Source organism: Bacillus sp. MUM 116, assembly GCF_001866655.1.
GTDB lineage: Bacteria > Bacillota > Bacilli > Bacillales > Cytobacillaceae > Neobacillus.
Window position 1 is genome coordinate 1 of the sequence record NZ_MLYR01000020.1, and the last position, 26,022, is coordinate 26,022.

Consider the following 26,022-nt stretch of genomic DNA (forward strand, 5'->3'; position numbering starts at 1 on the left):
TTACGAAAAGATGCCACGAAGCATTTTGTTATACGGGTTGATGAACTTATACGAAAAACAGCAATTTATGCGAAAATAGCATTAGATAAAGTTAAAGTCCAAATATTTTTTTATAAATAAAATTCAGTCTTTTTAGATAACTCGAAATTTAACAAAGGAATATGGAGGTAATATGAAATTTAAAACAAAGCTTTATACAAGTATTGGCTCATTATTGTTGTTATTTTTTATTTTAGCGCTAGTTTTAATGAATATGCTTGAGCAAACAATTGTGAACCTTAACCTTGTGGTCAATGATTTAAATGAAAGAATCGAAATGTCTTCCGATATTAAATTTGAAACATCCCGGGTTGGTTTAGAGCTAAGTTCGGCGCTAACGGATCAGCACCAAGCAATCTATGCAGCCGCACAAAATGATTGGGAGGATTCCCAAACCACAATAACCGAATCTCTTGGGGCACTGAAAAAGCGGGACACGGATAAGAAAGCCCAAGAGCTGATGGAAAAATTTTTAACATTACAAGATTCCTATACTAATATGGCACGTCTTGCCCTAACGGAGAAAAAATTCAATAAAGATTTCGAAACACCGGATTCTTTTTGGAAGGATTCCGAACTGCTTAGGCAAAGAATGTTGCAAATTGCCGATCTTCTCAATGGCTTGCAAAAACAAAAGTTGAAGAATGAACTGATCGGATCTAAAGATACATATAATTTGGCCGTCAAGGTGATTTACGCATATCTAGCAATTGCCCTGATTATTGGTATTGCTTTTACTTATTGGATCATTCGAAGTGTGACAACGAACCTGAACAAGGTGACAGATGTGATGAAAAGGGCGACGACCAGTAATTTCGAAACAATACCTAGGAGTGATATTTCTTCTAAGGGAGAATTAGGTGAAATCGCGGTTGCTTTTAATAAAATGGCCGATGAATTAGAAGAGCATAACAGGTTGGAAAAACAATTTTTACAAGAAGCAGAAGAGCAAAGCTGGTTAAATACAAAAATTGCCGAAGTTGCCACGATTTACCCTAATATGGAAAATGTTTCGACTTTAGCTGAGATGCTCATCACGAAGCTGGTTCCCATGGTAGATGCGTGTTTTGGAGTTTTCTATATTAAAGAAGTGGAGGAGGACCAATATTTTTTAAAAAAGATATCAAGCTTTGCCTCCTTGGATAAAAATAAAGATTATATGCGTTTTCGATTTGGAGAGGGGCTGATCGGACAAGCTGCACTTGAAAAGCGCTCCATCCTGATAAACGATGTCCCGGACAATTACATTAAGGTAGGTTCTGGGACGGGTGAAGCCACACCAAAAAATATCATCATATTGCCGGTACAATTTGAAAACCATGTCCTGGCTGTTATGGAAATTGCCTCATTTAACTCATTTAACCAGCTACAGGTAAAACTGCTTGAGGCGGTGATTAACAATATAGGAATCAAGATTAATAGTATTGTGAACCATATGAGGGTTGAAAAACTTTTACAAGAATCACAGGCTTTGACCGAAGAACTCCAAACCCAATCAGAGGAATTACAGTTACAACAAGAAGAGTTACGAACAACGAATGAAAAACTGGAAGAGCAGTATGAAGCATCGGAGCAAAAGAATCTTGAAATTGAAAAGGTCCGTGCCGAGCTTGAAGAGAAAGCGCAGCAACTAGAGATCAGCTCCCAGTATAAATCTGAGTTTCTCGCAAATATGTCTCATGAGTTAAGGACACCGCTGAACAGCTTGCTTATTTTAGCACAAATTCTTTCTGAAAATAGCGACGGGAATTTGACAGCCAAACAGGAGGAGTATATACGGACCATCTATTCGTCAGGAAATGATTTACTTCATTTAATAAACGATATACTAGATTTGGCAAAAGTCGAGTCAGGTAAATTAGATGTTCACGTGAAAGATGTAGAATTACATGAAATTGAAGCTTTTATCCAAAGCCAATTTTCTCCGGTCGCGGTTCAGAAAAATATTCAGTTTGCCATTGAAAGAGAAGAGGGGCTATCAGAGACTATCCTTACAGACGAGCTGCGTTTGCAGCAAATTCTAAAAAATTTACTTTCCAATGCATTCAAGTTTACAGAAGTCGGCAGTGTGACATTGCATGTTCAGAAAGTAACAAAAGATGTCGGCCTACTTCTACCTGATAGAAAAACACAAAAGAAACTAATGCTCGCTTTCTCTGTCATTGATACAGGAATCGGTATCGAAGAAAACAAACAGGCCTCAATATTTGATGCCTTTATCCAGGAAGACGGTACGACGAGCCGGCAATATGGGGGAACCGGCTTGGGACTGTCAATCAGCCGGGAGATTGCGTATTTATTAGGCGGATTTATTGAGGTGTCTAGTAAAAAAGGAAAAGGCAGCACCTTTACGTTATTTTTGCCATATGGCCACAACGAATTAAATATAGCTATGGAAGAAGCAGCAGTATCTGTTTATGAGGAGGAATTACAAGAAACCGAAGAGATTCAACCGAAACCACAAGAGAATAAAATTTTAATCAACAAGAAAATTCTAATCGTTGACGATGATATCCGAAATGTTTATGCACTCACCATCGCACTGGAGGAGAACGGGATGGAAGTGATTGTTGCAGAAAATGGCCGCGAAGGGATTGAGGTTTTAAAGTATAACCCGGATACCGACCTCATCTTAATGGACATTATGATGCCCGTGATGGATGGATTTGAAGCGATGCGGAAAATTCGTCAAATCACAGAATTTAAATCCTTACCAATCATTGCTCTAACTGCAAAAGCGATGAAACGCAGCAGAGAGGAATGTTTGGAGGCGGGGGCAACGGATTATATTAGTAAGCCTATAAACTTGGACCAACTGTTCTCGTTAATGCAAGTTTGGCTGTATCGATAGGAGGGGCCCGAAATCATTACGAAGAAAATTACTCCCATTCTACATCCAGATGAAATGGAAAAAATCGAAATCGAATTACTGCTCGAGGCCGTATTTCGCTTTTATGGCTATGATTTTAGAAACTATGCTTATCCTTTTATCCAAAGGAGAATTAGCCAACGTGTTCGAAAGGAGAATCTATCAAGTATATCGGCTCTCCAGGAAAAAATCCTTCGTGATTCAGGTGCAATGCAGAACTTGCTATTGGATTTCTCCATTAATGTGACTGAGATGTTTCGCGATCCAACATTTTTTAGGTCTTTTCGAACAAAAATTATCCCAATTATAAGGGATTATCCCGAAATACGGATTTGGCATGTGGGCTGTTCTTCCGGGGAAGAGGTTTATTCCATGACGATTCTCTTACATGAAGAAGGAATATATGAAAAGACGAAAATTTATGCAACGGACCTAAACCATATGATTCTTGAAAAAGCACAACAGGGCACCTTTCCATTAGATGTGATGAAGCTTTATACCAAAAATTATATGGATGCTGGCGGGACGAGGGCGTTTTCGGAATATTATAAGGCAGTTGGGGATAAGGTTTTTTTTCATGCTTTTCTTAGAAAAAATGTATTTTTTGCCCAGCATGACCTGGTAACCGACCAATCTTTTAATGAGTTTGATATTATAATATGCCGGAATGTGCTCATTTATTTTAATAAGGATCTGCAGAATGAAGTCCATAAGCTATTATATAACAGCCTAAGCCAATCCGGCTTTCTCGGGCTGGGAAAAAGAGAGGGGATAAAGTTTACAAGTTATGAAAACTGTTACGAAGAATTCGACGGATCCGAAAGACTATTCCGAAAAAATAGGTAGTTCGGAAACGGATAAAGTGAACATTTTAATGGTAGACGATCATCCAGAAAATCTCTTAGCGCTTCAAGCTGTTCTCAATTCTCCCCATTATAATTTGGTGAGTGCGACCTCGGGAAAAGAAGCGTTAATCTGTATGCTAAAACAGGACTTTGCCGTTATCCTACTGGATGTACAAATGCCGGGGCTAAATGGATTTGAAACAGCAAAGCTGATTAAGGCCAGAGAAAAGACCAGACATATTCCAATTATTTTCATCACAGCGATTAGTCAGGAGCGGGAACATGTCCATCAAGGATATGCTGCAGGAGCAATTGATTATATTTTTAAACCATTTCATCCGGATACATTGAAACGGAAAATCGAACAATTTGTGAAACTTCATCAAAAACATGAAGAAAATATTCTTCAGACCAATCGGGAACGGAAGAATGAATTGAATGAAATTAATCGGAAGTTAGACCGAACAACACTTCATTTACGCCGAACAGAAGCATTAGCGAAAGTCATTGGTGAAACCATTGTCGACACTATTATTACATTCGATGAACAGGGCTCTATTTTATCAGTGAATCCCGCTGTTAAAAAAATGTTTGGATATAAACCCGAGGATTTGGAAGGAAGAAATGTTTCTGTTCTTTTCCTTAAAGGGGAGAATGAAATCGTCATGGATTCTTTTTTAACCTCCATTAAACAATCGGTAGGAAAAGTAATGGAATCGGTTGGGATTAGAAAAGATAACCGGCAATTCCATGCTGACATTCTCATAGGTGAAACATCTGTCGAACAACATCAGATTTTTGTCTGCACAATTCGTGATGTGACAGAAAGAAGAAATATGGACGAAGTTAAAAAACTAAAATTTATCAATATGGAACATATGGTAGAAAAACGAACAAGGGAATTGATTAAGTCAAACGAGAAATTGCAATCCGAAATTGAAGAAAGAAAAAAAATCGCTGATCATCTGTATCGATCACAAGAAAGATTTCGAAAAATTTTTGAATCGAGTCCATGTTTAATGCTGATTTTTTCCCAAAAAGATTTAACGATCATGGAAGTAAATGATAGTTGGTTAAAATATACAGGATTTTCCTATGAGGAGTTAGTTCAACAAAAAATAAATTTGAATAGTTTTGTTGAAGAATCAACCTCCAAATCCATTCGGATTGATCAAACGATTAGGAATAAGAAAGTCAACTATCGCACGAAAACCGGCAGTATGCGTGATGGTTTATTATCAACCGAATTGATTGATGTCTATCCAGAACCATGTATACTGTTTGTTTTGAACGATATTACTGAAAGAGTTCACTTGGAAAAAGAAATATCCCGACTAGATCGGTTAAATTTAATTGGGGAGATGGCCGCGGGAATTGCCCATGAAATTCGCAATCCGATGACTACCGTTCAAGGATTTCTACAAATATCAAGAAATAACTTGGACCCTTTACCAACAGATATTATGGATCTGATGTTAGAAGAATTAAATCGGGCGAATTCCATCATTACCGAATTTCTAAATCTAGCAAAAAATAAGATAAGCGTGAAGAAAAAACAAAGCTTGAATGCGATACTTAAAGCCATCTATCCCCTTATTCAAGCAGAAGCTTTGCGTTCAAGTAAACAGGTAAACTTGGACTTAAATGATTGTCCGGATATTTTCCTCGATCAGAAAGAAATCCGCCAGCTCATTTTAAATATTTCATTAAATGGACTGGATGCCATGTCAACAAATGGACTGCTGACAATCAAAACCTTTTCGGAAAAACAGGCAGTAATTTTGGAAATTAATGACCAAGGTCACGGAATAAGCCCAAAGGTTTTACAAAAATTAGGGACACCTTTTTTTACAACGAAGGAGAAAGGAACGGGATTAGGTTTGGCGATTTGCTATAGTGTTGCCAAACGGCACAATGCGGAAATTGATATAAAAACCGGGAATCAGGGAACCACTTTCTCGATCCGATTTCATTTAAATTCCTTTTAAGCTACTTATGGTTTTTTAAACAGAATGGCTCTTTTCTAAAAGATTGTTGTTTTTTAAAAAAACGGTTGATTGGAACGGAAGGTGCGAGTTTCCAGTGGGAGAAGGCTCACCGCCCGCCCCGCGGAAAGCGAGCATCCCTACGTTCCAATCAACCACTCCTTATTCAATAGCAACAAAGTTTACGAAAACAGCCAACAGAAAAGAGGGAAGGATTTAGTGTTAAAAAAAGGAAAATTTGTTTTTCTAACGGCTGGGGTTATTATTCTCATCATAGGCGTATTTTTTTACAAATCGTACAATAAACCGAAAGTGATGGTTGTAGTAAAAAATTTAGACACGCAATTTTTCGAAATTGTTAAAGCCGGTGTTGAGCAAGGGTTTAAAGATTATGGCTTTAACGGGGAAGTAGTCGGTTCACTGAAAGAATCTGCTGATGAACAAGGTCGTATATTGAAAAAAATCTATTCCGAGAATCCCGATGTTTTAATTGTTTCACCGGTCAATTCATCGGTTATTCCAATATTGGATAAATTTGTGAAAAAAAAGCATATTCCTGTTTTATTATTGGATCAAAATAATCCATGGCCAGATAAAACGGCTTATGTGGGTTCCGATAATGTAGAATTAGGCAAAAAGGCGGGATCATTACTAAGCTCGGAGCTTCATCCTGGTAATAAAGTGGCCATATTCGCCGGAAATTTATCTAACACGGTTTTTAAGGAAAGAATAACGGGGGCAAAAATCGCCTTAAAAAATTCAGGCATGACGGTTGTGTCGGAAAAAGCGGCGATACCGGAGAATTTGAAGAGTGTAAGAAATGAAGTGAATCAGATTTTAGGAGAGTATCCCGATCTTAATGGAATCATCGCTACACATGATATTCTTGCCTATCAGGTCTTAAAGGTGCTAAAGGAACAAGACCGGAACATTCCGGTAATAGGGGCCGATGGAATTCCCGATATGATAAATTATATCGAGGATGGAACCATCTCTGCGACAGTCGCACAAAACCCATATGACATGGGCCATTTAGCCGTTGAAACAGCCTTTAAAGTGATCAAAGGAGATCATGTCCAAAAATTCGTGGATTCAGGTGTAGATCTCATTTTGAAAGAAAATGCCAAAGAAAGACTCGATTTCTATAAAAAAATGGTTCACTTTGGTATGAACTAGATCGAAGAGTCTAACTTCTGTGCAATAAGCTATCAGGCAATATTTGAAGAAATTCCCTAGCCAAACTGAACTGCACCCAATTGTTAGACACAACTAACAACTGGAGGTGTAGTTTTTTTATGGGGAAGTTTTCATTTGAAGATAAAATGAAGAAGTTCTAGATTATCTTGAAGGGAAAGAATCCTATAGGGATATAGGAAAGCAAATTGGTACTGATCATAAATTCATCGTAAAATGGCCGTCTATTAGGTTGTTTTTTGAACTGCACCCAATATCCCCATTTCTTATAAAAAATAATAATTATTAAAGGCGGTGACAAATAAGTCCCGCCTTTAATTCTTTAATTCAATGTTAAGATTTTTATAGGAAAAGGTTTTTTATTATCAGTATTTTGAAAAATCTGTTAATATATGGAGAAGATAAATTTTCTTTAGGGATGCGTAATAATTGAATGGATTGTAAAGAAGATGCTTTTTACAAACTAAAAATGGGGAAGGAATGATAAAGCCTATGGCAGATTATTTACATAATCCATTGAACAATCAGGAGGTGAATCAGCGCTCCAAAAGGGTATGGATGGCCATTGTGCTCGGTTCGCTGTCCGCATTTGGTCCATTATCAATTGATATGTACTTACCAGCATTGCCTAATATTGCAAAGGATTTTCAATCAAATCCGTCTTTTGTGCAGCTTAGCTTAAGCTTTTTCGTCATTGGATTGGCTTCTGGCCAACTGCTTGCAGGACCGATTAGTGACATTAGCGGTCGGCGAAAACCCCTTTTGATTGGATTAATTTTGTATTTTATTGCATCTCTTTTGTGCGTATTTAGCCCCTCCATATGGGTTTTAATTTTCTTACGGTTGCTTCAAGGCTTGGCGGGTTCTGCAGGTATTGTGATTTCAAGGGCAATTGTCCGTGATTTATATTCCGGCAGCGAATTAACCAAGTTTTTTGCGCTGCTTGCTTTGGTAAATGGGCTGGCTCCCATTCTCGCTCCTGTAGTCGGTGCCCAGCTGCTTAAATTTGTTCCATGGCAAGGTGTATTTATTGTATTAAGTGTGATTGGAATCGTGATGTTTTTCGTTGTTCTTTTTGGTTTGCCGGAAACGCTTAGTAAGGAAAAACGTTCTGAAGGCGGCATTAAAAATACGTATAAAACCTTTCTAAAACTGATTTTAGATCGAAGTTTCATGGGATATGCTTTAGCACAGGGGCTAGTTTTTGCTGCCATGTTTGCCTATATTTCAGGGTCTCCGTTTGTCGTGCAAAACATTTATGGTGCATCTCCGCAAATGTTCAGTCTGATTTTCGCCATTAATGCGGTGGGCATTATGATTAATAGTCAGACGGCAGGGAGATTAGCTGGGAGAATACATGAATCTAAACTGCTTGCTTTTGGTTTGGGTACATCATCAATTGGTGGAATTGTTTTACTTGTTTTGTTACTGGTACATGCAAAATTAATTTTTATTTTGATTCCTTTATTTTTTGTTGTATCCAGTGTAGGAATGGTAAATACAGCGGGATTTTCCCTTGCAATGCAATCACAAGGAAACAACGCCGGAAGTGCATCTGCCTTACTAGGTGTTATGTCATTATCATTCGGGGGAATTGTTGCACCACTAGTTGGAATTGGTGGAGGGCAAACAGCGATTCCAATGGGAATTACGATCGTTTGCGCCGGGTGTGGAGCGGTACTTTCTTATTTACTACTTGTAAAAAGGAAACACGAAAAAAACAATAAGCAGCTTTATATTTAAAAAATATATATCTAACTAAAAACCGTACAGAAATTTGAATCTGTGCGGTTTATTTGTGCATGTGGAACATTTGCGAAACAAGAAAATTCAGGCGGTTCCTGTCACCGCCGAATTTTATCGAAAACTAATTCAGGAATATTGACCCTATTGACAAATTTAATGGATGATTTTAACATATATATGTTAACTTTATTTTATTTTTAGTTAACATATTGATGTGGGAGGTAAAAGGGGTTGAGCAAAAAAGACTTTTATAGTGTTAGAATGAGAGCTTCTGAGAATGGAGCCCATGAACAGGGGGGGAAGCATATTTCAGGTGGGGAACTTATTTCTACCTTCGGGAATTTGAAAAATGCTGTTAATGTCCTGCTCGAAAAAGCATTAACGCATTCAAGAGGAAAGCCGGATTTTATGCAAATACAGTTTGAAGCAATAGAAAATCCAATAACCAAATTGAAGCCATTACCGATTTTGACTAATGAAGTGGAGTCAGTTGAAGAAGGACATAAAACGGCATGGAAACTTTTAGAGATCGCAGGGGTCCCGCATGAATGTATTGAAAGAGCATACAAGCAAATCACTAAAATTACTGGACTTAGAGGGGCCATTTTATTTGATATTCGGACTGGTAAACGAATAGATAATCGAAGAGAAAAAGGGGTCCGGGTTTCGAGAATGGATTGGGTGACCACGGATTTTGACAAATGGGCAGACCACCACAATATTGCTCCAAGTCAAAGGGTTAAGGAGGCACTTGTTCTCGCAACAAAGGTGAGTCAGCATCCAGCTACAGTCGCAGAATTATGCTGGTCCGATGATCCTGAATATATTACCGGATATATAGCCAGTAAAAAACTGGGCTATCAGCGGATTACGAGATTAAAAGAATTTGGAGATGAACGTGGCTGCCGGATCTTCTTTGTAGATGGTTTAAACGATCTTCAAGCATACATAGAATACTTAGAAAAACAACCAATATTCGTTGAATGGGAGGAAGGAAATGTCACACGAATTAATTGAAAAAAGTAAAAAGTACCTTTGGTTACCGTTCACGCAAATGAAAGATTACGATGAAAATCCACTTATCATCGAAAGCGGCCAAGGTATAAAAGTGAAAGACACGGATGGAAAGGAATATTATGATGGATTTTCTGCCCTTTGGCTAAATGTCCATGGACACAGAAAAAAAGAATTAGATGAAGCGATAAAAAAGCAGCTTGATAAAATTGCCCATTCAACTCTTTTAGGAATGACCAACGTCCCGGCAACAGAATTGGCAGAAAAATTAGTCGAAATTAGTCCCGAAAAATTGACCCGAGTTTTCTATTCAGATAGTGGTGCAGAAGCAATGGAAATTGCGCTAAAAATGGCTTTTCAATATTGGATGAATAATGACAGACCGGAGAAACAAAAATTTATTGCCATGCATAATGGTTATCATGGAGATACAATTGGCGCCGTCAGCGTTGGGGCGATTGATCTATACCATCAAGTATACGGCCCGCTCATGTTTGAAAGCTATAAAGCTCCGATTCCATTTGTCTACCATTCTAAGAGCGGTGATCCCAAAATATGCCGGGACGAATGTTTACATATACTTGAACAGCTATTAATCGAAAAACACCATGAAATCGCTGCGCTCTCAATTGAATCAATGGTCCAAGGGGCCGGAGGAATGATTGTGATGCCTAAAGGGTTTTTAGCAGGTGTACGTGAACTTTGTACAAAATATGATGTTTTAATGATTGTCGATGAAGTCGCAACTGGATTTGGCCGGACAGGAAAGATGTTTGCCTGCGAACACGAAGGGGTTCAGCCTGATTTAATGGCAGTTGGGAAGGGAATTACTGGAGGATACCTGCCAATTGCGGCAACTTTAACGACAGAGAAGATTTATCAAGCTTTTTATGATGATTACGATAAATTAAAAACCTTATTCCATGGCCATTCTTATACGGGAAACCAGCTGGGATGTGCAGTGGCCCTTGAAAATCTGCGTTTATTTGAAAAAGAAAACCTTGTTGAAGAGGTAGCAAAAAAGGCAGGGTATCTCCAAACATTACTTGAGGAGCTGAAATCTCTTCCTTATATTGGCGACATCCGCCAGCTTGGGTTTATGTGTGGGATTGAGCTTGTTTTATCAAAAGAAACGAAGGAACCTTTCCCGAAAGAAAAGCGGATTGGATATCAAGCTACCTTAAAAATGAGAGAGCTTGGGATGCTGACGAGGCCATTGGGCGACACCATCGTCTTTATGCCGCCGCATGTGAGCACAAAGGAAGAACTAAAAGAAATGGTGGCGATTGTGAGAGAAGCGATAATTGAGGTGACAAAAGTTGGAGCTTGATGAATGGTTAAGTAAGCGATTGGATCAAACCAAAGCGGCTGGTTTGCATCGGAAACTGCGAACGATGAATACAGCTCCATTACCAAAAATGTTGATTGAAAGTAAGGAACAGCTTGTCTTTTCCTCTAATAATTATTTAGGGCTCGCTTCCGATCAACGTTTGGTCTATGCTGCCGAAACGATCCTGCACGATTTTGGCGTAGGCAGCAGCGGCTCCAGATTAACAACAGGACATACGGACTGGCATCGAAGGCTGGAAGAAAAAATTGCTCAATTTAAGCAAATGGAAGCCTCCTTACTTTTTTCAAGCGGCTTTTTAGCAAATGTTGGCGTGCTATCTTCCTTGCCTGAAAAAGGGGATGTCATTTTAAGTGATGAACTAAATCATGCCAGTATTATCGACGGCAGTAGGCTTTCTAAGGCCTCAACAGTCGTATACCGCCATATTGATATGAATGATCTGGAAGAAAAGTTGAAAGAAACAGCAGATTATCAGCGGCGGTTTATTGTAAGCGATGGTGTTTTCAGTATGGATGGAACAATTGCCCCACTAGATCAGATTATCAGGCTTGCGAAACGCTACCATGCTTTCGTGATTGTGGATGATGCCCATGCAACAGGTGTATTGGGGGAGAATGGCAGGGGTACAAGCGAATATTTCGGTGTCCAACCTGATGTCGTAATTGGTACCTTAAGTAAAGCGGTTGGTACGGAAGGCGGGTTTGTTGCGGGTTCAAAGGTTCTAATTGACTTTCTGCTCAACCATGCAAGGACCTTTATTTTTCAAACCGCTATGCCTCCCGCTATCTGCGCTGCTTCCTATGCCGCAATTGAAGTCATCGAAGAAAGTAATGAAAAGCGGAAAAAGCTATTTTCAAATGTAAAAGAAATAAAAACGAGCTTAGTAGAAATGGGGTTTGTCGTAATTGGGGATCTGACACCTATTATTCCTGTCATCATTGGCGATGCAACAGAGGCAGTTGTTTTTGCTGAAAAGCTTCAGGAAAATGGGATTTTTGCGCCTGCGATCCGTCCGCCTACGGTGCCGGCTGGGGAAAGCAGGATTCGCCTAACGGTTACATCCGATCATTCCTCGAAAGATATCGAATACTTATTAAACCGCTTTTATTCCATTGGAAAGGAGTTAAACCTGATATGATCAACGGTATTTTTGTTACAGGAACCGATACAGATGTTGGAAAAACAATTATAGCAAGTGGAATCGCAGCCGTTCTAAAAGAGCGGCAAATAGATGTAGGTGTCTTTAAGCCTTTACTAAGCGGCATATCGCGCGAGAATCCAGCGAGTGATACAAGTCTTTTAAAACAATTTTCCCAAACTTCTTTATCTTACGATGAGATCACGCCTTTTGCCTTTAAAGAACCACTCGCACCATATGTTGCAGCCAAGCTCGAAGGAAAGAGCGTAAGGATGGAAGCGGTTTTAAGTCACTGGGAAAATATTAAAGAAAAACATGAATTTTTCATTGTAGAAGGTGCTGGCGGTATTTCAGTCCCGTTGGGGGAACAGTTTTTAGTAATTGATTTAATAAAAGCATTAAAGCTGCCCATTTTGATTGTAGCCCGGCCAAATCTTGGGACCGTCAATCATATTTTTCTAACGGTACAATATGCAAAAAGTCTGGGTCTAACAGTAGCCGGGGTTGTTTTAAATGGAATGAATGAGCATCCTGATCTTGCTGAAAATACAAACCCTGAATTAATTGAAGAGTTATGTGGTGTTCCTATTTTAGGAATTACTCCTAAATTGAAAAATTTAACAGAAGAAAACATTAAAAATATGGTAAAAGAACACATAGATGTAACGTTATTTTTAAAAGAAAAGGAGCTAAGAGTATGAATAAATGGATGGAGTTTGCAGATCAGGTATTAGCGGGGAAAGAAGTAACAAATGAGGAGGCACTTTCAATCTTAACATGTCCAGATGAGGATGTATTGTTGCTCATGCATGCGGCTTTTCAAATTAGAAAGCGTTATTTTGGTAAAAAGGTAAAGCTGAATATGATCATCAATACAAAATCGGGATTATGCCCGGAAAACTGCGGTTATTGTTCACAATCCTCTATTTCAACCGCACCGATTAATACTTATAGAATGGTAGATAAAGATACGATTCTTGAGGGAGCGAAACGCGCCTATGATTTAAATGTGGGAACATATTGTATTGTGGCAAGCGGCCGGGGACCATCCAATAGGGATCTAGATCATGTGGTAGAAGCGGTTAAAGAAATTAAAGATGCATACGGGTTAAAAGTCTGTGCCTGTCTTGGACTTTTGAAGCCAGAACAAGCCGAACGCTTGAAGGAAGCTGGGGTAGACCGTTACAACCATAATATCAATACATCCGCGAGCAACCATGCAAACATTACCACATCCCATACATACGATGATCGTGTGAATACGGTGGAGATGGTCAAAGAATCCGGGATGTCACCATGTTCCGGTGTCATTGTTGGCATGAGAGAAACAAAGCAGGACGTTGTCGATATGGCAAATAGCCTTAAGGCTCTTGATGCGGATTCCATTCCGGTTAATTTCTTACATGCAATTGATGGTACTCCTCTGCAAGATGTTAAAGAGTTAACACCGCTATATTGTTTAAAAGTACTGGCATTATTCCGCTTCGTCAATCCAACGAAAGAAATCAGAATCTCAGGTGGCCGAGAAGTGAATCTGCGTTCATTACAGCCATTAGGCTTATATGCTGCGAATTCGATTTTTGTTGGTGATTATTTAACAACTGCAGGGCAGGAAGAAAATGAGGATTATAAAATGTTACAGGACTTAGGATTTGAGGTTGAATCCGTGGAGGAAATGAAGGAAAGTCTGGCGGCAGAAAAATAGAAAGGATAAAAGTCTTACAGAAATTGATTCTGTAAGACTTTTAAAACGAAAGGAAAGGAGCCGAACATGAAGACGGTTATGAATCAAACAATGCCATCTCCTCCACATGACTTTTTTCAAAATCCTTATTCATTTTATGAAAGGGTACGAACCATACATCCCATATGTTGGGGAAATCTACTGAAGCAGTCGGGATGGTATGTAACAGGATATGAAGAAGCAAAAACGATTTTAAAAGATACTCGCTTTAAAAATCGGATCCCATTGCCCTTAGCAACAAAAAAATATGAACAATTAAAAAACATCCAAAGTGAGATGCTGCTTTTTAAAAATCAACCAGACCACAAACGCTTGCGTTTCCTTGTAAGTAATGTTTTTACACCGAGAATGGTCGATCAGTTAGGTCCATATATTGAAAAAACGGTCAATGATTTACTACAGTCGTTTCAACATAATAAAAACATGGATATCGTCTCTGATTTTGCATTTCCATTAGCAAGTCAGATTATTGCGGAAATTTTAGGAGTACCACAAGAAGATCACTATCGCTTTAGAGAATGGGCGACAAGCTTAATTCATTCAATTGATTTTACACGATCAAGAAAGGTGTTAGTAAATGGGAATGAAGTGATGTTAATTTTAAGGGATTATTTTAAAGATCTGATAAAAAAACGGAAACAAAATCCTGAAGAGGACTTAATCAGCTTGTTAATAAAAGAGGAACAGCAAGGTGACAGACTGACAGATGAGGCATTATTGGCAACCTGTATTTTACTTGTAATTGCTGGTCATGAGACAACCGTTAATTTGATCAGCAATTCCATGCTTGTTTTATTGAAACATCCCCAGCAAATGATGGAGCTAAAAGAAAAACCACTGCTGATGGAAAGGGCGGTTGAGGAGTTTTTGCGATATGAAAGTCCTACTCAAATGATTGCCCGGATTGCGTCAGAGGATATAGAAATCAATGAGAAAAAGATTAAAAAAGGAGACCAGGTGTATATTCTTTTGGGTGCTGCCAATCGAGATCCACTTCAGTTCCATGAACCTCATTTACTTGATTTCAAGCGGGAGCCGAATCATCATCTTGCCTTTGGAAATGGTTCGCATTTTTGTTTAGGCGCTCCATTGGCTCGATTAGAGGCAAAAATTGCTCTGCAGTCTCTTTTAGCTTGGAAAGACATTATTAAATTAGCTACTCCTGATTTGCAATGGAGGGAGCTGGTTGGATTTCGATCATTAAAGGAATTAAAGATTACATTTGAATAAATTGCTGCACGAAGAAAAATGTCCTTCCAGCGTTCGTGGAAGGACATTTTTTCATTGAAGAGAGAAACTGTCTTTCAAGAGCCTTTGGTAGGACAAAATTTCGTGGAGGAAAGGGGATCCTGTCCCTCCACGGACAAATCTAACCCAAATACCTATGATAAAGCACCTTAGCTTCCGCAACATCCTTCGTTCCGTGCACAATCACTCTTCCATCTTTAAAAACAACCATTCTAAAAGAATCGGCAGTAAAAGATAGAAGATAAGGATTCCGCTGCACAACTCCACCTTGATTCAGCAATACTTTTTCCAAAGCCTCTAAATCACGCCCAACAGGGGAGAAGGGGCGAATCTGAACTGAATCCCTTCCACAAAGCACCGCTGTCTTTGTTTGGTTTTCAAATGACAAATATGGGTGGGATCGTTCAACTCCGCATGAAGGACAATCCAAATTCCGTAAAGAATCTACGGAAATTGCACTATATTGATTTTTCCAAACATCAAACGACACAAGCTTGTTGCGCAATGAATCCAAGTCTCCTACCAAAATTTTTAGTGCTTCACAAATCTGATATGAAACCACCATATTTACAGCCGGACTAATGATTCCGGCTGTATCACACGTTAATCCACCTAAAGGAACGGTCTCTAGTAAACAGGAAAGGCAGGGAGTAAGCCCTGGAACAATGGTATAGGATATCCCATAACTTCCTACGCAGGCACCATAAATCCATGGGACTCCATACTTTTGCGATACATCGTTCAACATCATTCTGGTTTCAAAATTATCGGTTGCATCAATCATTAAGTCTACCGTTGGAGCCCAATCTTCTAGCTCTAATACAGAGGCATCCGTAATGATCGCTTCAATCGAAACAGATGAGTTAATTCTCATTAAACGGTTTTTGGCGGCAATGGCCTTTGGCAGCCGATTTTTCGCATCTTCTTCTGTATATAACTGTTGCCGCTGTAAATTCGACCATTCCACATAGTCCCGGTCCACGATCGTTAATTTGCCAATGCCTGCACGGACAAGGGCTTCGGCACTACCTGAGCCGAGCGCACCGGCACCAATAATCAATACATGTCCAGAAGAAATTCGTTGCTGCCCGTCTTTTCCTATCGGCGCAAAAAGCTCCTGCCGTGAGTACCGCTCGTTCACCCAATACTCATTCCTTCCTTAGGGCTGCTCGCCGTTGCATAACGTTTTTTCTCAATTCTTCCAGCCTCAAAACCTAAGCGGCCAGCCTCAATGGCCATTTTCATCGCTTTTGCCATTTTCACAGGATTCTTAGCTGCAGACACGGCAGTATTTAATAACACACCATCCGCTCCTAATTCCATCGCCAAAGCAGCATCTGCAGGGGAGCCAATACCAGCATCGACAATGACAGGCACGACAGCTTGTTCAATTATAAAGCTTAAATTTACCGGATTGATGATCCCTTGACCGGAACCGATAGGCGATGCACCTGGCATGATTGCATGACAACCCAGTTCCTGCAGCTTTCTTGCCAAAACAACATCATCGGAAGTATAAGGGAGGACGATAAACCCTTCCTTCACCAATTCTTCGGTTGCCTTTAATGTTTCGACCGGGTCAGGCAGTAAAGTTTTGTCACAGCCAATGACTTCAACTTTGATCATGTCGCAAAGGCCAGACGCTTTCGCTAATTTTGCAATTCGGACCGCATCTTCTGCTGTTTTTGCCCCTGCAGTATTCGGGAGAAGGGTATATTGATTGGTATCCAGCTGCTCCAAAAAATTAGGCTGACTTGCTTCAAAAATATTCATTCGTCTTACCGCAAATGTAAGGATTTCTGCTTCGGATACTTCAACTGCTTCTTTCTGGATTTCAAAGCTAGGATACTTTCCAGTTCCTAGTAATAAACGAGATTGAAAAGAAAATGAACCTATTTTTAACATATTATCCGCCTCCTACAAAATGAACAATTTCGATTTTATCTTTATCTGATAATCTAGTACTTTGGTGTTCCAATTTCGTTAATATATTACCATTTATTTCCACAACCACTACTTTATTGTGAACGTCGTAGTGTTTAAGGACATCCGAAACAAACACAATATCATCGGGAAGCACGACTCTTTCTCCATTTAATAAAAGCTTCATGTACAGCCTCCATTCTTTAAAAAAACATTGACAAAAAATAATTTTTATGGTATGATTAAATTTTTACATGTTGATAAAAATTCTATAAAGATGTAATATTGGATTCGCAGTTAAGATTAATTTTTTCAGGAGGGATCCAATGTTCATGAAAAAGGGTATTCACATGCTAGAAATTTCCAACAACTCTACCGGTACGGTCAATGTCATTCATCCAACAATCATTTGGGATGACGAGGACTTGATTTTAGTTGATACTGGTTACCCTGGAAATTTAAATGAATTTCGTGATGGGATTGAAAAGGCAGGCGTTTCCTTTGAAAGACTGACAAAAATCCTTATCACCCATCAAGATATCGATCATATCGGCAGTTTACCAACCATTCTGGAAGAATCTCCGAAAAAAATAGACGTGTATGCGAGTGCAATTGAAAAGCCGTTTATTCAAGGTGAAAAAATGATTCTCAGGATTACCCCTGAATCCATTGAAAAAGCCTTGGAATCTCTGCCACCGGAAGTACCCGAAGATTTTCGCCGTGCCTTTAAATTCAGATTGGAAAATCCACCAAAAGCTAAAGTCGACCATGTAATAGAAGGTGGTCAGGAATTACCTAATTGTGATGGAGTAATTGCCATCGATACGGCAGGTCATACCCCAGGCCATTTGAGTTTTTATCATAAAGCAAGTAAAACCTTAATTGCCGGGGATGCGTTAATCGTGAAAGAAGGTCAATTATATCAGGCTGATCCGAAATACACTTTAGATAATGAAACGGCAATGAAATCACTTGAAAACCTCTTACACTATGACATTGAAAAAGTCATTTGCTATCATGGCGGATTATTTGCCGGCAATGTTCATGAAAGATTATTAGAAATTTTAAAAGCATAATCCACTAATGAGGTCCGGACAGTAAATTCTTGTTCGGGCCTTATTGAACCGTTTCCAAGTGTCGTTCCAACTTAAAGGCGGAAATAATAGGGTCCTGTTTACCCCCTAATAAGTCAGCGACCAGCTTTCCGGTAATTGGGCTTAATAGAATTCCATTACGAAAATGACCGGCAGCTACGAACAAGCCTTTCCATTCCGGGTGTTCGCCGATATAGGGGAGCCCGTCACCTGTCTGCGGCCTAACCCCAGCCCATACACGCTCCCAAGCCATATCTTTAATCTCCGGAACCAATTTTGTAGCTCTCTCAATTAATGTTGCGAGTCCTCCAGGCGTTACATTAAGATCAAAGGTATTTTCAATCATCGTTGCACCAATATAAATTTCCCCATTTCGTTTTGGAACGAGATAACAGCGTTTATCGGAAAAAATCGTCCTATTGATTAAAGGCGTCTCCGTTTTGATGGAAAAGCATTCACCTTTTACAGGATAAAGAGGAACATCAAACCCTGACTCACGTAACAATTGGCCAGCCCATGCTCCGGTTGCCACCACAACTTGTTCGCAATGTATATCGCCATTTGTGGTTTTGACACCTTTCACTTGACCGTTTTTAAAAAGAAAAGATAGAACCTCGGTATTTTCCCTTATTTGTGTGCCAAATTGTACGGCTGCTTTTGCAAATGCTGCGGTTAATTTTTCCGGCTGTACATGGCCGTCATTCGGAAGATACATCCCGCCGGCCACATTCGGTGAAAGAGCCGGTTCCATCTCTCTTATTTCCGCTGAGTCAAGCCATTGGATTTTGGAATCCCAATTTCTTTGAAAAAGCACTTGCTGTTTAGCCTCGATGACGATATCTTCTGTTTCGGCGATTTTTAACATCCCTTTTTGAACAAGCTCGATATCGATTCCTGTAAATTCGAATAACTCATTTGCCATATCAGGAAACATTGCCTGACTTTTTAATGCCATTTGGAAGAGGGGACCGTCCTGTTCGATTTCTGCTTGTGCTGCCAACATGCCGGCCGCTGCACTGGATGCCTGGCATGCCAATTGTTTTTTTTCCAAAATGATGACTTTTTTATTACGCTTTGAAAGCTGATAGGCAATGGAAGCCCCGTTAATTCCGCCGCCAATGATGGCAACATCATAGGAATGATTCAATTGATTCACCTCCATTTTTTAGTACGTTTACGTAAGACTTTACAGCCTCGACTGGGTCCACAGCATCTAAAACTCCGGACATGACCGCAATCCCATTTGCACCGGCCGCTGCCACTTGCCTGGTATTCTCAGGTGTAATGCCGCCAATGGCAATGACTGGGATGTTAAGCGAGGCGATCCTTTTTAATTCCTCAAGACCTTTAGGATTTTTCCCCGGTTTTGATTTGGAAGGGAAGACGTGGCCAAACAGAACGAAATTGGCTCCATTTTCTTTGGAAATTTGGCCCTCTTCATAGCTGTGAATGGAACTTCCTATCCGAAGTTCGGGAAAATATTTTTTTACCGTATTTGCCTCTAAACTGTGATAGGCTAATTGAACTCCCATAGCCCTTGTAACATGAGCAACATCGACCCGATCATTAATGATAATCTTTGTTAAGGGGATATCTTTTTTTGTAAAATAATCAATTGCTTGAAAGAGTTCTCTTGCTGTTTTCTGTTTTTCCCGCAGGTGAATGGCCGTTACATACGGATGGATAGCTTGTGCAATTTCAGTTAATTGTTCAATCGGCATTCTACCATTTGAAATAAGATGGAATTCTTTTGGAATTTTAACGTCACCCCCTTTAGAAGATTCCGCTGAAATGAAAAAAACCACTTTCTAATAGGTAAGAAAGTGGTTTGAAAATTTGAAATAATCAATTTTTGGTTATTCAAATATCCTGTTTTCCACTTCCCTACGCTGGTCTTAACCAGATCAGGTTCATAGAGTCCCGAAGTTACACTTCAATCTCAGCCCTTTAAAAAGGCACCTCTAGCGGAATTGCATCATTATTCATATGTAAAGTTTTCCTATAATTAATATATTAACACGCTGGACAGGAATGTCAATTTATTTTGTTAAATGCGATTCTATCATTTTTACCATCTTTATCTTGTATAAATACTTTTCAATTTTTCGACATTCTTACGTAAAAATAACGTTCTTTATGTTAAACTAAAATAGATTGATGATGGAGGTTTGATGGGGTATGTTGAACATTCGTAACGTGAAAAAGCTGGACTTATCTGATATTTTTATCATTGAACAACTTTGTTTCCCTCAAGAAGAGGCTGCGACAAAAGAAGCATTTGAAATGAGAATTCAAGTAATTCCAGATAGTTTTTTTGTAGCAGAAGAAAATGGAGTGGTCATTGGTTTTGTGAATGGACCGGTTATTGAAACCCCATTTATTACCGACGACTTATTTAAGGAGATAAAGCCAAATCCGGAAACGGGAGGTCATCAAAGTATCCTAGGGATAGCGGTAACTCCACATTTTCAAACTCGCGGGGTCGCAGCAGCATTGCTTGCACATGTTGAAGAAGATGCAGGAGCCAAGAACCGCGAAACCATTACTCTTACTTGTAAAGAAGACCTAATCGGTTTCTATGAAAACCATGGATACCGCAATATGGGCGTCTCGAAATCACAGCATGCCGGAGTCATTTGGTATAACATGGTTAAAAAATTGCAATAAAATGGAACATTTATGTAGAAAAAACAAAAATCCTCTTGCATGAAGAGGATTTTTGTTTTTTTATGTTTGAATATTGCTGATGATAGGAGGAGTAGGAAAAAAAATAACTTTTAAAAGGTTTACCTACAAATTTGTCGAACTATTAAGATAATATATCTCGGCAATTGAGGTGGGCAAAGTTGAACGATATCCAATATGCATTTTTCAATGAATACGGAGATTATGGTTTTGATTTTGACAACATAGACACGTCAACCCACTTTATGATCACAGCCATTCTCGTAAAAGATTCCGATAAAGAATGTTTAGAAGAGGAAATCGAGAAGATTTTGGAAAAATACTTTCAAAATAAAGACTATGGCTTCAGTCAGATAAAAAATCAACCGGACCTTTTATTGAAAATTTTAATTGAATTAAACGAGTTACCTCTTAAAATATATACTTACGCGATCGATAAACAAAAAATTAGAGAGAATAGTGGGGTTACATATAAAAACACGTTTATAAAATATTTAACCCTTAATGTCCTTGAGGATCTATCTAATACATACGAAAAGCTTGATATTGTTGCGGATGACAAGGAACCAAAAGAATTTATGAAGGCCTTCTTAAATTACGTAAAAAAAGAATGTATTCCAGATCTTTTTAATTATTCAAGTTTCGGATTTAATAACACGAAGTCAGATATTCTTGTGAATTTGGCGGAATGGATTGCGGGTACGCTGGCAATGGAATATGACCGAAAACACTCAAAGCATTATCAAACTTTTTATAAACTCATCAAGCCTCAAATCGTCCGAATGAATTTATGGCCCCATGATTATCGAAACTTCCTCTATGACTACAAGGTAGACCGCGCTAACATAAAGAATGACGAGGTAATCATTAAACAGGCCGTGAATTCAGCTTATCAATACATCGATAAATACCGAAAAACGGACGATGAGGACGAAAAGCTGCGCGTAGATTTTATAAAATTCTTATTGTTTAATTTGAAGGAAAACCCCGATGACTATGTTTACACCCAAGAAATTTTAAATAACCTGAATGCGATTCGTGAGGTGGATTTGAATCCTCATAATTTTCGCTCAAGCATCGTCTCAAAGCTTCGTGATCGTGGATTGCTGATTGCAAGCAGTAATAAGGGCTACAAACTGCCGGTTTGTTTGGCTGATTTATATGATTTTGTGAACCTGTCAAGCCTCACGATTTTTCCGATGATCCAAAGAATAGCCAAATGCCGCGATCAAATATTAAAGGCAACCAACAAAGAAGTCGACATTCTTGAGCAAAAAGAATATGAATACTTGAAGCGGGTTATTGATATGGAGAAAGTGAAGTAATGTTAAGGGGGAGGTATATCAGGACCTTCCCTTTTAAATTTAGCATGTTTTGTATAAAGGAGTTGAAAATAAGGGTATATCTAATTATCTTTACGTTTTAGGAGGAAGAATATTGAAAAGCAGGAGAACGAAATTCACTTTAACAACGATCCTCCTCGTAGCTGGTGTTTTAATCTTGTTAATGACGTCCAGTGTATTTGGGAAATTTTCAAATGTAAATGGACACCCTGTTAAGGAAAAAAAGGTCACTATTTACCTTGCTGGAGATTCTACTGTTTCCAATTACCCCGACACAATGGCACCACGGACTGGGTGGGGACAGGTGCTTCCTGAATTTTTTAACCATAATGTAATAATAAAGAATCGTGCCGTACCTGGCAGGAGTTCGAAAAGTTTTATCACGGAAGGCAGATTGGCATTGATTTTAAAACAAATTCATAAAGGGGATTATCTCTTTATTCAATTTGGCCATAATGATGAAAAATATAAGGACCCTAAGCGCTTTACAAAACCATTCTCTACTTATAAAAGCTTTTTGAAGCAATATATTGATGGTGCCCGGCAAAAAGGTGCCACACCAGTTCTTGTCACGCCGATGGAAAGAAGGCGGTTTTCTAGTGACGGTAAGGTGTTGGAAACACATGGTAATTATCCGGCATCGATGAGAGAACTTGGGCGGGATGAGCATGTTTCCGTAATTGATTTAAATGCAAAAAGTAAGAGGCTTTACCAGCGGCTAGGTCCGGAAAAAACAAAAGAGTTATTTATGTGGATTGAACCAGGAACAAACCCTAATTATCCGAGAGGAGTAGAGGATAATACTCACTTTCAGGATAAAGGGGCAATGGAAATAGCTAAGATGATAGTTGAGGGGATTAGGGAACATGAATTAGGACTACGGGATTATTTAAAATGAGGTGTATATAAATTAATCAGCGAATCAAAATAAGAATCATGATTTAGTCAAAAAATGAGACCAGCCCTTCACATTGAGCTGGTCTTTTGTATTAAATCAACGTTTTTTTCAAGTTCTGCAAGTAGCGGTACCTGATGATAATGAAATAAATCAGCTGAGCAACTAAAAAACTTGCAAGGACAATGATGATTTCCGTCACAATTGATAACTGATAAAAACTTTGCAGAGCCATAAAGGCAAAAGCACTGTGAATAAAAGCGACAATAATTGGAACAAAGAACAGCAGGGCAAGCTGACGTGTGACGATTTTATTTAATTCTTGATCCGTCAGACCGACTTTCTTGATTGTTAAATATTGACGCCGGTCGTAATCAAGGTCAGCGTACAGTCTGAAGTATAAGAAACTACCTGCCGCGATAAAGAAGACAGCACCCGTCAATAAGGCAACAAATAACATCATCTTATACATATTCATTTGGTTTTCATAGATGGTCCCACTTACAGTCATCGAATAAGGGTTTTTATCTGAGTAAAATGTCATTCCGTTTTTCGTTAAGTTTTTTGCCATACCGGCTGTTTCATTTAACTGCTTTGTATAAAATCCGGTAAACATATCGGTGGAAACAGGCGTTAGCTTTTTGAATAGGTCATCACTAACGACGATCCCTTGAGTCAGAATCAATTGCATCGGAAGAACAACATGACTTGTAATTTGATCAAGATGAAGTTTTAAATGATTCTGTTTCAATGTGTAAGTGATGGGTCCTGGATTACTTATTGTTGCTGTCCGCATTTCTAATATTTCTTCGCCAGTAAGCGGTTTTTCGCTAAAATCAAACCCAGCATTTTTTTCTATATTTTGATAGTCCGAAAAAGATACTACGGCTATTTCTTCAGGCTTATATTTTTCTGTTGACGAAGCAATGGAAAAATATTTGATTGGAACTTGATTCCTTGTATAGTTTATATTTCTCGCCTTCAATTCATCTTCAATTTGCTTCAGGTGTTTCTGGTGAATAGGTTGATTGTCCTTAGCTAAATAACTGATTTCTGCCGGGAATTCTACTTTTACTTGCTTATTCATGACATTCATTGAAGCAAGGGTTCCGACTGCACAAAAGGCAACAGTTGAAACGATCGTCACCATAAAAAACATCCGCGCATTATCTTTTAGACGGTAAGCTAAATTAGAAATTGTAATTAAATTTGTTTTTCTCCAGACCAACAAGCGGTGTTTTTGTAGTCTTTTCATTAAGAATACCGAAAGCTGTGTATAAAAAAAGTACGTGCCGACCACCGTCATTCCAATAACCGGAAGTATTCGGAAAAGTAACGTCTGTAATGTTGCTGTAGCCGCTAAATAATAGCTGCCGAGTAGCAAAATGGCAGAAAGCAGTGATAAAAAAACGGATGCTTTAGGTTCTTTTTTTGGTTTTGTCCCGGCTTGAAATAAATCGATTAACTTATTTACCCTTACAAGAATAGTTGTAAAGAAGGAAATGCTTAAGAATAAGATTAAAAACGCTCCAATTGTCAGCAGCAAAGCCTTTTTCGATAAGAAAAAGGGAAGCGGGGGAATGCCAATCATTTTCGAGCCAACCAATAAAAATAGTTTTCCCGTGATGATTCCCAATCCAATCCCAACTGCAACTGCACCGAGACCAATCAGCATATTTTCTAAAAATACCATTCGATTCAGTTGTCCTTTTGTCATACCATGCATCATAAGGATTCCAAATTCACGTTTCCGCGATTTTAAAAACGTGCTGACGGAATAGAGGACAAACAAAAAGGAAAACACATACATAATCACTTCTGCAGCAGTCATGAGTTGGACGGCTGTTCCTGAGGTAACCCCTTTTTTAATTTCAGGGTGAAAAATAAATAATGCATAGATAAAAAAGATTAATACCGAAAAGGCGCTGCTTAAAAAGTAGGCGGAGTAGGTCCGCTTATTTCGGACAACATTTCTAAACACGAACTGTGGAAAGGTCACGGCTGTTTCCTCCTAACAATGCAAGCATATCGATAATCTTCTGGAAAAAGGCCTGCCGGTTATCGCCTCGGTAAATCTCATTATAGAGCTGCCCATCTTTGATGAAGATGACACGGTGGCAGTAGCTGGCGGCAACGGCATCGTGTGTAACCATTAAAGCGGTTGCCCCATCCTCTTTGTTTATTGCTGTCAGTGTTTCCATTACATCCTTGGAGGCTTTGGAATCCAAGTTACCTGTGGGTTCATCCGCTAATATAAGTGACGGCTGGTGAATGATGGCCCTCGCAATCGCAGTTCGTTGCATCTGCCCGCCGGAAATTTCATAGGACCGTTTCTTTAGAATCTGGTCGATTCCCAGCTTCTTTGCTACGATTTGAAGTTTTTTCTCCATTTCACTAACACTTACTCCGTCAAGAGTAAGTGGCAAGACAATATTTTCTTCCACTGTTAGTGTGTCGAGCAAATTAAAGTGCTGAAACACAAAGCCTAGTTCATGACGTCTAAATAGCGCAGTTTCCTTTCGGTTTAGAATATGGGGATTTTTCCCGTTAATTAAAACCTCACCAGATGTTGGCCGGTCAATCGTAGCGATCAAGTTGAGCAAGGTGGTTTTCCCGCTCCCGGATGGACCCATAATCCCAACAAACTCACCTTGATCAATGGTAAAATTGATATTCGTTAATGCTCGATGAGCAATTTTCCCTTCATAAATCTTCTCTAAATGTCTAACATCCAAAATCGACATCTTCCCAACTCCCTGTTCAATTTGACTTTGTACCCTTATTCTAACGACATCCCCGTACCCCTGCCATTTTCTAAACTTACACTAACCTTACAAAACTGTAAGACGGTGTCAAAGAAAAGTGACAGGCACTGTTCGTGGACAAATCAATGTGTTTGTCTACGTAGG

The 26,022-nt window shown here is 39.0% G+C and carries 22 protein-coding genes and 1 riboswitch; of the genes, 15 read left to right on the plus strand and 7 right to left on the minus strand.

Features of this window, described 5'->3' with window-relative positions:
* The first annotated feature begins 172 nt into the window (after positions 1 to 172).
* From BIV60_RS05780 to BIV60_RS05830, 11 genes are all read left to right on the plus strand, one after another.
* The gene (locus BIV60_RS05780; protein WP_071354781.1) at positions 173 to 2,890 is read left to right on the plus strand and encodes a response regulator; all 2,718 of its coding nucleotides are present in this window, start codon (positions 173 to 175) and stop codon (positions 2,888 to 2,890) included.
* 54 nt (positions 2,891 to 2,944) lie between these two features.
* A complete protein-coding gene (locus BIV60_RS05785) occupies positions 2,945 to 3,754 on the plus strand; it encodes a CheR family methyltransferase (RefSeq protein ID WP_071354782.1) in 810 nt (269 codons plus the stop codon).
* Positions 3,696 to 5,741 (plus strand): PAS domain S-box protein, encoded by a 2,046-nt coding sequence (locus BIV60_RS05790; protein WP_177177225.1) that lies wholly within the window; start codon positions 3,696 to 3,698, stop codon positions 5,739 to 5,741. Before BIV60_RS05785 ends, BIV60_RS05790 begins: the two co-directional genes overlap by 59 nt.
* Before the next feature lie 216 nt (positions 5,742 to 5,957).
* On the plus strand, positions 5,958 to 6,914 hold the full coding sequence (locus BIV60_RS05795) for a sugar ABC transporter substrate-binding protein (RefSeq protein ID WP_071354783.1): 957 nt from the start codon (positions 5,958 to 5,960) through the stop codon (positions 6,912 to 6,914).
* A gap of 510 nt (positions 6,915 to 7,424) precedes the next feature.
* Positions 7,425 to 8,675 (plus strand): multidrug effflux MFS transporter, encoded by a 1,251-nt coding sequence (locus tag BIV60_RS05800; protein ID WP_071354820.1) that lies wholly within the window; start codon positions 7,425 to 7,427, stop codon positions 8,673 to 8,675.
* Between the two features lie 234 nt (positions 8,676 to 8,909).
* On the plus strand, positions 8,910 to 9,695 hold the full coding sequence (gene bioW, locus BIV60_RS05805; RefSeq protein WP_071354784.1) for a 6-carboxyhexanoate--CoA ligase: 786 nt from the start codon (positions 8,910 to 8,912) through the stop codon (positions 9,693 to 9,695).
* Entirely contained in the window at positions 9,676 to 11,022 is a 1,347-nt protein-coding gene (gene bioA / locus BIV60_RS05810; protein WP_071354785.1) for an adenosylmethionine--8-amino-7-oxononanoate transaminase, read from the plus strand. Before bioW ends, bioA begins: the two co-directional genes overlap by 20 nt.
* Positions 11,012 to 12,181, plus strand: coding sequence for an 8-amino-7-oxononanoate synthase (gene bioF / locus BIV60_RS05815; RefSeq protein ID WP_071354786.1), 1,170 nt, complete (start codon positions 11,012 to 11,014; stop codon positions 12,179 to 12,181). The genes bioA and bioF overlap by 11 nt, the downstream gene beginning before the upstream one ends.
* Positions 12,181 to 12,882, plus strand: a complete 702-nt coding sequence (gene bioD / locus BIV60_RS05820) for a dethiobiotin synthase (RefSeq protein ID WP_071354821.1) — start codon at positions 12,181 to 12,183, stop codon at positions 12,880 to 12,882. Before bioF ends, bioD begins: the two co-directional genes overlap by 1 nt.
* Positions 12,879 to 13,886, plus strand: a complete 1,008-nt coding sequence (bioB, locus tag BIV60_RS05825; protein WP_071354787.1) for a biotin synthase BioB — start codon at positions 12,879 to 12,881, stop codon at positions 13,884 to 13,886. Before bioD ends, bioB begins: the two co-directional genes overlap by 4 nt.
* A 66-nt stretch (positions 13,887 to 13,952) precedes the next feature.
* Complete coding sequence (locus tag BIV60_RS05830; RefSeq protein WP_071354788.1) at positions 13,953 to 15,155, plus strand: cytochrome P450; 1,203 nt, start codon at positions 13,953 to 13,955, stop codon at positions 15,153 to 15,155.
* 139 nt (positions 15,156 to 15,294) lie between these two features.
* On the opposite strand, the gene BIV60_RS05835 is transcribed toward BIV60_RS05830, so the two are convergent.
* The 3 genes from BIV60_RS05835 to thiS are packed head-to-tail and all read right to left on the minus strand — an operon-like array spanning position 15,295 to position 17,283.
* Positions 15,295 to 16,314 (minus strand): thiazole biosynthesis adenylyltransferase ThiF, encoded by a 1,020-nt coding sequence (locus BIV60_RS05835; protein ID WP_071354789.1) that lies wholly within the window; start codon positions 16,312 to 16,314, stop codon positions 15,295 to 15,297.
* Positions 16,311 to 17,078 (minus strand): thiazole synthase, encoded by a 768-nt coding sequence (locus BIV60_RS05840; protein ID WP_071354790.1) that lies wholly within the window; start codon positions 17,076 to 17,078, stop codon positions 16,311 to 16,313. Before BIV60_RS05840 ends, BIV60_RS05835 begins: the two co-directional genes overlap by 4 nt.
* A 1-nt stretch (position 17,079) precedes the next feature.
* A complete protein-coding gene (gene thiS, locus BIV60_RS05845; protein ID WP_071354791.1) occupies positions 17,080 to 17,283 on the minus strand; it encodes a sulfur carrier protein ThiS in 204 nt (67 codons plus the stop codon).
* Between the two features lie 139 nt (positions 17,284 to 17,422).
* Between thiS and BIV60_RS05850 the strand changes: the two genes are divergently transcribed.
* The gene (locus BIV60_RS05850) at positions 17,423 to 18,172 is read left to right on the plus strand and encodes an MBL fold metallo-hydrolase (protein WP_071354792.1); all 750 of its coding nucleotides are present in this window, start codon (positions 17,423 to 17,425) and stop codon (positions 18,170 to 18,172) included.
* Positions 18,173 to 18,212: 40 nt separating this feature from the next.
* On the opposite strand, the gene thiO is transcribed toward BIV60_RS05850, so the two are convergent.
* On the minus strand, positions 18,213 to 19,346 hold the full coding sequence (gene thiO, locus BIV60_RS05855) for a glycine oxidase ThiO (RefSeq protein WP_371261507.1): 1,134 nt from the start codon (positions 19,344 to 19,346) through the stop codon (positions 18,213 to 18,215).
* Positions 19,321 to 19,911 (minus strand): thiamine phosphate synthase, encoded by a 591-nt coding sequence (locus BIV60_RS05860; RefSeq protein ID WP_071354822.1) that lies wholly within the window; start codon positions 19,909 to 19,911, stop codon positions 19,321 to 19,323. The genes thiO and BIV60_RS05860 overlap by 26 nt, the downstream gene beginning before the upstream one ends.
* Before the next feature lie 143 nt (positions 19,912 to 20,054).
* A riboswitch (TPP riboswitch) is annotated at positions 20,055 to 20,163 on the minus strand.
* 205 nt (positions 20,164 to 20,368) lie between these two features.
* Between BIV60_RS05860 and BIV60_RS05865 the strand changes: the two genes are divergently transcribed.
* From BIV60_RS05865 to BIV60_RS05875, 3 genes are all read left to right on the plus strand, one after another.
* Entirely contained in the window at positions 20,369 to 20,857 is a 489-nt protein-coding gene (locus tag BIV60_RS05865) for a GNAT family N-acetyltransferase (RefSeq protein ID WP_071354794.1), read from the plus strand.
* 179 nt (positions 20,858 to 21,036) lie between these two features.
* Positions 21,037 to 22,200: a DUF3800 domain-containing protein gene (locus BIV60_RS05870; RefSeq protein WP_071354795.1), complete on the plus strand. Its 1,164-nt coding sequence runs from the start codon at positions 21,037 to 21,039 to the stop codon at positions 22,198 to 22,200.
* Between the two features lie 112 nt (positions 22,201 to 22,312).
* On the plus strand, positions 22,313 to 23,116 hold the full coding sequence (locus BIV60_RS05875) for a rhamnogalacturonan acetylesterase (RefSeq protein WP_071354796.1): 804 nt from the start codon (positions 22,313 to 22,315) through the stop codon (positions 23,114 to 23,116).
* 91 nt (positions 23,117 to 23,207) lie between these two features.
* Here the strand turns inward: BIV60_RS05875 and BIV60_RS05880 are convergent, their stop codons facing one another.
* Positions 23,208 to 25,112, minus strand: coding sequence for an FtsX-like permease family protein (locus BIV60_RS05880; protein ID WP_071354797.1), 1,905 nt, complete (start codon positions 25,110 to 25,112; stop codon positions 23,208 to 23,210).
* On the minus strand, positions 25,087 to 25,857 hold the full coding sequence (locus BIV60_RS05885) for an ABC transporter ATP-binding protein (RefSeq protein WP_071354798.1): 771 nt from the start codon (positions 25,855 to 25,857) through the stop codon (positions 25,087 to 25,089). Before BIV60_RS05885 ends, BIV60_RS05880 begins: the two co-directional genes overlap by 26 nt.
* Positions 25,858 to 26,022: the final 165 nt, after the last annotated feature.

Excerpts from the sequence above, each read along its gene's own strand:
- BIV60_RS05840 (WP_071354790.1), bottom strand. The coding sequence starts at position 17,078 with ATGTTAAAAATAGGTTCATTTTCTTTTCAATCTCGTTTATTACTAGGA.
- BIV60_RS05785 (WP_071354782.1), top strand. The coding sequence starts at position 2,945 with ATGGAAAAAATCGAAATCGAATTACTGCTCGAGGCCGTATTTCGCTTT.
- BIV60_RS05860 (WP_071354822.1), bottom strand. The coding sequence starts at position 19,911 with ATGCCGATTGAACAATTAACTGAAATTGCACAAGCTATCCATCCGTAT.
- BIV60_RS05865 (WP_071354794.1), top strand. The coding sequence starts at position 20,369 with ATGTTGAACATTCGTAACGTGAAAAAGCTGGACTTATCTGATATTTTT.
- BIV60_RS05850 (WP_071354792.1), top strand. The coding sequence starts at position 17,423 with ATGTTCATGAAAAAGGGTATTCACATGCTAGAAATTTCCAACAACTCT.
- BIV60_RS05790 (WP_177177225.1), top strand. The coding sequence starts at position 3,696 with ATGAAAACTGTTACGAAGAATTCGACGGATCCGAAAGACTATTCCGAA.
- BIV60_RS05780 (WP_071354781.1), top strand. The coding sequence starts at position 173 with ATGAAATTTAAAACAAAGCTTTATACAAGTATTGGCTCATTATTGTTG.
- thiS (WP_071354791.1), bottom strand. The coding sequence starts at position 17,283 with ATGAAGCTTTTATTAAATGGAGAAAGAGTCGTGCTTCCCGATGATATT.
- BIV60_RS05885 (WP_071354798.1), bottom strand. The coding sequence starts at position 25,857 with ATGTCGATTTTGGATGTTAGACATTTAGAGAAGATTTATGAAGGGAAA.
- bioA (WP_071354785.1), top strand. The coding sequence starts at position 9,676 with ATGTCACACGAATTAATTGAAAAAAGTAAAAAGTACCTTTGGTTACCG.
- bioB (WP_071354787.1), top strand. The coding sequence starts at position 12,879 with ATGAATAAATGGATGGAGTTTGCAGATCAGGTATTAGCGGGGAAAGAA.
- BIV60_RS05830 (WP_071354788.1), top strand. The coding sequence starts at position 13,953 with ATGAAGACGGTTATGAATCAAACAATGCCATCTCCTCCACATGACTTT.
- BIV60_RS05800 (WP_071354820.1), top strand. The coding sequence starts at position 7,425 with ATGGCAGATTATTTACATAATCCATTGAACAATCAGGAGGTGAATCAG.